Here is an 8,599-nt window from a genome sequence, read left to right on the forward strand (position 1 = left end):
GAAGCGGCCGCCCCCTCCGGACGCCATGCCGGCGCGGGCGGCCCGCCGAACGGGGGCCGTGGCGGGGCGCCCGTCGCCGTGACGGCGGCGGGCGGTCGCCCGGCGGTACCCCGGCCGGCCTCCTGATCTCCGGCTCCGCCGCTGCCACCCCCAGGGGCCACCGGCGGAGCCGGTCAGGCCTCTTCCAACAGTTCCAGCACAGCCCGCTCGGCCTCCTCGCGCGGTGTCCGCGGGTCGACCGGCGCGACCACACCGTCGTGGTAGAGGTCCACCACGCGCGGGTCCACGTAGGACGCGCGTGCCACCGTCGGCGTGTTGCCGAGCAGTTCCGCCACCTCCCGCATGACGGCGGCGACCGCCCTCCGGCGTGCGGTGACCGACCGCTGCCGGCCGACGGTGGCCAGCTCGGTGGCCGCCAGCACGGTGGCGTGCCAGGTACGGAAGTCCTTCGCCGTCATCTCGCCGCCGCTGGCGTCGCGCAGATACTCGTTGACCTCGTCGCTGCGCACGTCCCGCCAGTCCCGGCCGTCCCAGTACCCGAAGAGGCGGTCGGCGGCCCGGCGGCGGCGCCGCAGGTTGGTCAGCACCCGGCACAGTTCCGGATCCTCGATCCGGCGGACCTGCTCGATGCCGCCCTTGGCCGGGAACTCGAACACCACGCAGCCACGGCGGGAGCGGGCGTGCTCCGGGCGCAGGGTCGACACGCCGAAGGTGGGGTCGTCCCCGGAGGCGTACTGGTCGTTGCCGACCCGGAACATGCCCATGTCGAGCAGCCGGGCCACGGTCGCGAGGACCCGGTACCGGTTCAGTCCCCGGCCGTCGAGGTCGTGCGCGATGCGCTCGCGGAGCTTCGGCAGCCGGTGGGCGACCTCCAGGACGTGGTCGAACTTCGCCTCGTCGCGCTTGCGCCGCCACTCGGGGTGGTAGAGGTACTGTTTGCGGCCGGCGGCGTCGATGCCGGTGGCCTGGATGTGCCCGTTCGGGTACGGCGAGATCCACACGTTCTGCCAGGCGGGCGGGATCACCAGGTCTCCCAGCCGCGCCAACTGCTCCGGGTCACGGACCTGCTCGCCCGCCGGGTCGAGAAACACCCAGCCCTCGCCGCGCCGGCGGCGTCCGTACCCCGGCCTGCCCGGATCGCTACGCCGCAACCGCACCGGTCGTCCGCACCGCCTGTTCCACCTCGTCCACGGCGGCCAGCACGTCGTCCACACCGACGGCCGCCAACGTCGGGTGGATGCCTACCCCGTCCCACCTGGGCCAACCGTGTCCGTCGGCCCACAACACCCGGTGATACGCCCGGTCGGGTGGTGGGCCCCACTGGGCGGGGGAGGCCGGGCCGAAGAGGAGGACCGAGGGGGTGCGGTAGGCGGTGGCGAGGTGGGCGATGCCGGTGTCGCCGCTGACGAGGAGTCGGGCGTGGGCGACGAGGGTGGCGAGGTGGTGCAGGTCGGTGCGGCCGGCGAGGATCGCGTCGTCGGGGAGCCCGGCGAGATGGGCGACGCGCCGGGCGAGGGGCGCTTCGGCGGCGTTGCCGGTGACGACGACGCGGTGGCCGGCGGCGGTGAGGTGGCGGGCGACGGCGGCGAACCGCTCCGCCGGCCAGCGCTTCGCGGGGATCTTGGAGCCCGGGTGCACCACGCTCACCTCGGCGGGCAACGTCCCGAGTGGTGGTCGGGTGAGGGTGAGGTCGGTGCGGTCGGTGGGGATGCCGTACCAGGCCAGCAGTCGGCACCAGCGGTCGACCTCGTGGTCGTCGGGTCGCCAGGGTGGGCCGTCGTGGTGGTCGGCGTCGGGGTTGGCGAAGGCGAGCAGCCGGCCGGGTCGGGTGGCGGTGAGCATCCGGTGTGACTGGGGGCCGCGCCCGTGCAGGTTCACCGCGACCTCCGGTCGCCCGACCGACTGATCGAGTCGCCCGAGCCCGTCGGCCGGCACCAGCCGGTCGACCGCCCTCACCAGGTCGACCAGCGGGGTGAGCCAGGCCGGGGCGGCCAGGGCGAGTTCCCGGCCGGGGTGGGCGCGGCGCAGGGCGCGTAGCGCCGGGACGGCGGTGGCGAGGTCACCGACGCCGAGGGCCCGCAGGACAAGGATCACGGGTACGAGGACTCCTGCTCGGCGCAGACCACGATCTCGCGTACCGCGCAGCCGGCGGGCTGGGACAGGGCGAACAGGACCGCGGCGGCGGTGTCGGCGGGATCGTTGAGGATCGCGTCCGGACCCGGCTTGTACTTCGCGTCCCGCTCGTCGAAGAACGCGGTGCGCATGCCACCGGGGATCAGCAGGGTCACCCCGACCGTGCCGGCCAACTCGGCGGCCAGCGCGCGGGTGAACCCGACCACCCCGAACTTCGCCGCGCAGTACGCCGTCGCGTCACTGACCGCCTTCACCCCCAACGTCGACGCGACCGTGACGATCCGACCCCGGGACGCCTCCAGGAAGGGCAGGGCCGCCCGGATGACGGCGGCGGTCGCCAGCAGGTCCACCGCGACGATCCGGTCCCAGGTCTCCCCCGGCACGTCCGCCAGGCGGCCGGGCACGTCCATCCCGGCGGCCGTCACCACGGCGTACAGGCCACCGGCGCGTTCGGCGAGCTGCCGCGTGGCCGCCTCGGCGCCCCGGGTGTCCGCCAGGTCGCACTCCACCCACGGCACCCCGTCCGCCGGCGCCTGCCGGTCCAGCACCACCGGGCGCCCGCCGGCCCGGGCGACGGCCGCGACGACGGCCGCACCCAGCCCGCTCGACCCGCCGGTCACCAGGACCGTGGATCCGGTGTTCATCGCGTCCCCTCCGCCGGGTGGGACACGGCCGTCGCGCCGGGCGGCGCGCAGCCGAGCCGGTCGGCGGCCGGCACCGTGTCGCTCAGCCGGGAGGCGCCGGCGCTCCGCTCCCGCGCGGCGGCGATCATCTCGGTGGTCGAGCGCCCGTCCAGGTACGGCACCACGACGGTGTGCCCACCCCAGCGGCGCAGGAGCTCCGCCTCCGGCAACGCCGGCTCGCCGCCCCCGGTGGCGTAGTCACCGCCCTTGACCCAGATGTCCGGCCGCAGCCAGGTCAGCGTCGCGTGCGGCGTCGACTCGTCGAAGATCATGACCGCGTCGACGCAGCTCAGCGCCGCCAGCAGGCGGCTACGGTCGCTTTGGGACATCACCGGCCGCTCGGGGCCCTTGAGAGCGGCCACGCTCGCGTCGGAGTTCAGGCAGACCACCAGGCAGTCACCGAGTTGCCGGGCGGCCTGCAACGTCGCCACGTGACCCGCGTGCAGGAGATCGAAGCAGCCGCCGGTGGCCACGACAGTGCCGCCGGCCGCGCGTACCTCGGACACCACCGCGGAGGCCGCCGCCACGCCGATGCGTTCGCCCGCGACGCCGGACACCGCGGGCGGCAGGACTCGGGCCGGCGGGGGCAGCACCGACGCCACTCCCCCGTCCGCCACGTACGCGGAGGCCTCCGCCACCGCCTCCTGCACCGCCTCCGACACCAGCGCGCCCCGGGCCAGGGCGAGGGTGGCCGTGGCCGCGAACCGGTCCCCGGCCCCGCAGGTGTCCCCCTCGGCCGTCATCGGCGCCGGTACCACCAGCGGCGTCGACCCGGCGTGACAGAGCAGCGCGCCGTCCCCGCCCAGCGTCACCGCCACGGCACCCGCCCGCCAGCGGCGCCGCAGGCCCTGCGCGCCCCGCGAGGCCATGGCCAGGCGCGTCGCGCCGGGCTGCACCTTGGCCAGCTCGCGGACCTCGGACTCGTTCGGCGTGGCCAGGTGGACCCCGGGCACCGCCGCCGGCCCCCGGGGGTGGGGGTCCCAGACCACGGGTGCCCGCGTCGCGGCCAGCGCCGCCCGCAGCGCGGGCTGCCGGGCCACGCCGCGACCGTAGTCGCTGACCAGCACCGCGGAGGCGTTGGCGATCACCCGTAGCACCGCGTCGGACGGCGGCCTGGGCTCCCCGGGGGCGCCGCCCCGGTCGTGGCGCAGCAGGACCCGGCCCCGGGCCCGCAGCCGGACCTTCTCCGGCGTGCCGCCGGCCAGCCCGAGCGCGTACACCTGGACACCGGCCGCGGTGAGCAGCGAGCTGAGCCGGGCGCCGCCGGCGTCGTCGGCGAGGGCGGTCACCAGGACGACCTCGGCGTCCGGCGCCGCCGCCGCGAGCGACGCGGCCAGGCCGGCGCCGCCCGGCCGGTCGGTGTACGTGGTCTCGTCCAGCACGGGCACGGGCGAGTCCGGGCAGAGGCGGTTCACCACCCCTTCCACGTCCCGGTCCAGCAGGGTGTCACCGACCACCACCACGGGTCCCCTCACGCTTCCCCCCTCATCGCGCCTAGACCTGCGGCCCGCCGTCCAGCACCACCTCGACCCCGGCTCGCACCGGGCCGGCCGCCGGCGCGGCCGGCGGGTCGGCCGGTGTACCTGTCGTACCCGAGACCGCCGCCCCGACCCGTGTCCCGGCCGGCGCGGCGAGGGCCGCCGGCAGCGCCCGCTCGACGTACTCGCAGAGCACGTGGCTGGAGACCAGGTGCAGTTCCTGCACCACCTGGCTGTCCGGGGAGTCGACGGCGAGCGTCTCGTCGCAGAGGTCGGCGAGGGGGTTGGGGGCGGGGCCGGTGAAGGCCCAGCAGCGCAGTCCGGTGTCGTGGGCGGCGTGGGCGGCGTGCAGGAGGTTGGGGCTGGTGCCGCTGGTGGACAGCAGCAGGAGGATGTCGCCGTCGCGGCCGTGGGCGCGGACCTGGCGGGCGAAGACCTCGTCGTAGCCGTAGTCGTTGCCGATGGCGGTCATGGCGGAGGTTTCGGCGTGCAGGGCGATGGCGGACAGGGGTTGGCGGTCGTCGCGGAGTTTCCCGACGAGTTCGGCGGTGAGGTGCTGGGCCTCGGCCGCGCTGCCACCGTTGCCCGCCACCAGCAGCCGCCCGCCGTCCACGAGCCGGTGGGCGAGCGTCTCGCCCCACCGCGCCAGCAGGTTCTCGCACCGCCGGTACGGCAGCAGGGCCGCGGCCAGGTTCGCCAGGTGGACGTCGAGCGGCGACCGCCCCGTCATCCGGCCACCACCCGGCTGGCCCGACCGACGGCGGCCACCTCGCCGTAGACCTCCGCCAGCCGTTCCGCCGTGGCCGCCCAGGAGTACCGTTCGCGGGCCCGCTCCCGGGCGGCGGTCGCGTACGCGAACCGGCGGATCCGGTCCTCCAGCAACCTCTGGACGGCGGTACCGAGAGTCCGCGGGTCGCGCGCCGGCACCAGGTCACCGGTGACCCCGTCGACCACCGTGTCCTTGATTCCGCCGACCGCCGTCCCGATCACCGGTACGCCGCAGGCCATGGCCTCCAGCGGGGTCAGGCCGAACGGCTCGTACCAGGGTGCGGCGACCAGGATGTCGGCGGACCGGTACCAGCGGCCCATCTCCTCCCGGGGCACCGCGCCGACCAGCTTCACCCGGTCGGCCACCCCGCAGGTGTGCGCCAGGGCCCGTAGCCGGCGGGCGTACGGGTCGCTCTCCAGCAGGCCGGCCGGCGGCCCGCCGACCACCACGCATTCGGCGTCCGGCACGTGTGCCATCGCCCGGATGACCGTCTGGAAGCCCTTCCGCTCGACCAGCCGGCCGACGGTGAGGATCCGCGCACGGCCGTCCTCGCGCTCGGCGGCCGGGCCGAGCGGGGCGAACGTGCCGAGGTTGACCCCGGACGGGACGACCGTCAGCCGGGACCGGGGCACCCCCATGCGCACCAGTTCCCCCACCTCGTCCTGGCACTGGGCGATGACCCGGTCCACCGAGCGGCCCAGCTCCCGCTCGTAGCCGATCCGGCGGGCCGGGCTGGTGTCCTGCACGCCCTGGTGCCGCCGTTTCACCACCCCGAGCGCGTGGTACGTCTGCACGACGGGCACGCCGACCTGCCGGCCGGCGGCGAGCGCGGCGAGCCCGCTCATCCAGAAGTGCGCGTGGATCACCTCGGGCGCCCAGTCGCCACCGCGCCAGCGGTCGACCAGCCACCGGCTGAACTCCCTCATGTGCGGCAGCAAGGCGTCCTTGGCGACCGGCTCGGCCGGGCCGGCGGGGACGTGCACCACCTCGTACCCGTCCGGGCTGCGGACGGTGACCGGCAGGTCGACGGCGTCCCGGCGGGTGTAGACCCGCACGTCGTGCCCGGCGGCCGCGAGGGCGGCGGAGAGCTCGGCGACATGCGTGTTCTGGCCGCCGGCGTCCTCGCCGCCGAGGACGGCGAGCGGGCTGGCGTGCTCCGAGATCATCGCGATGCGCATACTTCCTCCTCCAGCAGCCGGTCCCAGTCGGCGAGGAAACGCTCGAGGCCGTACCGCTCCCGCGCGGCCGCGCGGCCCACGGCCCCCGCCCGGCGCGCGAGCGCCGGGTCGGCCATGAGCCGTCGGGTGGCGTCGAACAGGTCGTCGACCCGGGTGGAGAGGGCTCCGGCTTCGGGTGGCACCGCCATCACCGCCTCCGTGGTGGCCAGCGCGACGACCGGCATGCCGATCGTCATCGCCTCGATCAGGCTCAGCCCGAGGGAGGTCCACCGGCACAGGTGCAGGTACGCCCGCCGCCGCCCCAACTCGGCGTGCATGCGGGCCTGGGGCAGGTCGTCGTGGCTGGTCAACCGGTCCGCCGGCAGCCCCAGGTGGTCGGCGAGGCCGGCCACCTTCATCCCGAAGACGTCCAGCGGGGCGATCTCGGCGAAGCGCGCCAGCAGGTCGGTGCCGGTCACGCGCCAGCGGCGTACCGGCTCGTTGATGACCACGGCGAGCCGCTCCAGCTCGCCGGTGTACTCGACCGCCGGTGGCACGACGCCGTGGTCGACCACCGTCGTCCGGGTGCTCCCGGTGTCCCAGAAGAGCTGGTTGAACGCGGTGACGTGGGCGATCAGCAGGTCGTCGCGGTCGGCCATCGGGTGCCGGCTGTTGGGGACGTCGCCGTCCTTGGGGGTGTTGTGCTCCACGAAGATCGCGGCCAGGTCGCGGCCCGGCCGCCGGCCCAGCCAGTCGGCGGCCAGGTCGAACTCCTCGGGACGTTGCAGGATCACGAGGTCGACCTCGGCGGTGCGCAGGTCGTCGGGGGCCACCTCGACGGCGCTGTCCGGCCACGGGTAGGTGCGGGCCCGGCCGAGGCCGTACGGGCCGCGGTCGTGCGTGACCGGCACCAGGTACCGGTGCTTGCCGTGCACGAACGACGTGGTCCACGAGCCGTGCACGTGCCAGAGGAGGACGTTCATCGGCCGCTCCGGCCGACCGTCGCGACCGCCGGTGCCGCCTCCCCCGCCGGTGCCGGCTCCGCCGCCGTTCGCGACGGGGGTACGCCCAGCAGTGCCAGCCCGTCCAGCACCTCCCCGGGTGTGATCCGGCTCAGACAGGGGTGGCCCGGGACGGGGCACCGCGCGGCGCGGGTGTCCCGGCAGGGGGCGGCGGCGTCGCCGAGCCGGACGGTCGGCACCCGCCACGGCCCCCACTGTCCGAACGGGACGGTGGGTGCGAAGAGGCTCACCACCGGCACGCCGTACGCGGCGGCGAGGTGGGCGGGACCGGTGTTCCCGACGACCACGGCGGCGGCGCCGGCCACGGTCGCGGCCAGCTCCGCCAGCCCGGTCCCGCCACCGAGATCCACGGCGTCGTCCCCGGCCACCCACGAGGTCAGCTCCGCCTCGTCGGCGCCCCCGGTCACGACCACCCGGTGGCCCGCGGCGGTCAGCGTCCGGACGATCCCCGCCGCCAGCTCGGGCGGCAGTCCCCGGGACTGGGCCGCCGACCCCGGGTGCAGGACCACGTAGCCCGGCGGACCGACCTGCGACGGCGCCGCCGGCACCGGACGCAGGCGGAGGGCGGGTTCGTCGTGCTCGGGCAGGGCGTAGCCGGCGGCGGCCGCGAGGGACAGGGCGCGTTCGGGTTCGGGTACGCCGACCGGGACGCGGTGCCGTACGTCGAGCAGGGATCCCGGGTAGTCGTCGCTGATCGCGGAGATCCGGCGGACCCCGACGGTGCGCAGCAGCAGCGCCAGGGGCAGCGGTGACTGGTGGTAGCTGGTGAAGATGACCGCCTCGTCGGCGTCGACGGCGGCGAGCGTGGCGGTGAGCGCGGCGATGTCGTCGGGATCGACGGGCCCCGGGGCGGGGTCGATCCAGGGCAGGCGGTGCTCGATGACGTGGTCGACGCCGGGCAGCAGGTCGGCGGCGGCGCGGCCGCGGGGCCCGCACAGCAGCACGACGCGGTCGGCGTGTGCGGCGACGGCGCGGATACCGGGGCCGGTGACGAGGACGTCTCCGGCGGAGTCGGCGCGCACCACCAGCACGGTGCCGGCCCGGCGGCCCGCACCGGCCGCTGTGGTGATCCGCCCGGCGGTGCTGGTCCTGGTGGCGGTGCGACCGGTGGGGACATCGAGCGCCGGCTGGTAGGTGGCCGGGTCGACGGCGGCCTGCCGGCGCAGGATCTCCCCGACCGCAGCGGGCAGATCCGGCGCGACCCAACCGGCGGCGTCGATCTCCTCCGGGCGGGTCACCGGCGTCGGAACCAGCACCGCCTGCGCCCCCGCCGCCAGCGCGGCCGTGACGTCCCGACCGATGTCACCGACCAGCACACACCGGCGCGGCACCGTGCCCAACTCCCGCGCCGCGGCGC

The 8,599-nt window shown here is 76.1% G+C and carries 8 protein-coding genes; all 8 read right to left on the reverse strand.

The features are described from left to right. Positions 1-173: 173 nt before the first annotated feature. The gene (locus HCJ94_RS18505; RefSeq protein WP_168002276.1) at positions 174-1,157 is read right to left on the reverse strand and encodes a DNA topoisomerase IB; all 984 of its coding nucleotides are present in this window, start codon (positions 1,155-1,157) and stop codon (positions 174-176) included. After that, positions 1,141-2,094, reverse strand: a complete 954-nt coding sequence (locus tag HCJ94_RS18510; protein WP_168002277.1) for a glycosyltransferase family 9 protein — start codon at positions 2,092-2,094, stop codon at positions 1,141-1,143. Before HCJ94_RS18510 ends, HCJ94_RS18505 begins: the two co-directional genes overlap by 17 nt. Further along, the gene (locus HCJ94_RS18515; RefSeq protein WP_168002278.1) at positions 2,091-2,777 is read right to left on the reverse strand and encodes an SDR family oxidoreductase; all 687 of its coding nucleotides are present in this window, start codon (positions 2,775-2,777) and stop codon (positions 2,091-2,093) included. Before HCJ94_RS18515 ends, HCJ94_RS18510 begins: the two co-directional genes overlap by 4 nt. Then, positions 2,774-4,291: a PfkB family carbohydrate kinase gene (locus tag HCJ94_RS18520; protein WP_168002279.1), complete on the reverse strand. Its 1,518-nt coding sequence runs from the start codon at positions 4,289-4,291 to the stop codon at positions 2,774-2,776. Before HCJ94_RS18520 ends, HCJ94_RS18515 begins: the two co-directional genes overlap by 4 nt. A gap of 19 nt (positions 4,292-4,310) precedes the next feature. Further along, positions 4,311-5,024 (reverse strand): D-sedoheptulose-7-phosphate isomerase, encoded by a 714-nt coding sequence (locus HCJ94_RS18525; protein ID WP_168002280.1) that lies wholly within the window; start codon positions 5,022-5,024, stop codon positions 4,311-4,313. Beyond that, a complete protein-coding gene (locus tag HCJ94_RS18530) occupies positions 5,021-6,241 on the reverse strand; it encodes a glycosyltransferase (protein ID WP_168002281.1) in 1,221 nt (406 codons plus the stop codon). The genes HCJ94_RS18525 and HCJ94_RS18530 overlap by 4 nt, the downstream gene beginning before the upstream one ends. Continuing rightward, positions 6,226-7,203, reverse strand: a complete 978-nt coding sequence (locus HCJ94_RS18535) for a glycosyltransferase (protein ID WP_168002282.1) — start codon at positions 7,201-7,203, stop codon at positions 6,226-6,228. The genes HCJ94_RS18530 and HCJ94_RS18535 overlap by 16 nt, the downstream gene beginning before the upstream one ends. After that, on the reverse strand, positions 7,200-8,599 hold a 1,400-nt coding region (locus tag HCJ94_RS18540), incomplete at its 5' end, for a glycosyltransferase family 9 protein (RefSeq protein WP_168002283.1). The genes HCJ94_RS18540 and HCJ94_RS18535, both read right to left, overlap by 4 nt.

Source organism: Micromonospora thermarum (assembly GCF_012034245.1).
Taxonomy (GTDB): Bacteria; Actinomycetota; Actinomycetes; order Mycobacteriales; family Micromonosporaceae; genus Micromonospora; species Micromonospora thermarum.

What these genes read in the sequence shown, in the direction of transcription:
- HCJ94_RS18515 (WP_168002278.1), bottom strand. Translation starts at nt 2,777, where the DNA reads ATGAACACCGGATCCACGGTCCTGGTGACCGGCGGGTCGAGCGGGCTG.
- HCJ94_RS18525 (WP_168002280.1), bottom strand. Translation starts at nt 5,024, where the DNA reads ATGACGGGGCGGTCGCCGCTCGACGTCCACCTGGCGAACCTGGCCGCG.
- HCJ94_RS18530 (WP_168002281.1), bottom strand. Translation starts at nt 6,241, where the DNA reads ATGCGCATCGCGATGATCTCGGAGCACGCCAGCCCGCTCGCCGTCCTC.
- HCJ94_RS18535 (WP_168002282.1), bottom strand. Translation starts at nt 7,203, where the DNA reads ATGAACGTCCTCCTCTGGCACGTGCACGGCTCGTGGACCACGTCGTTC.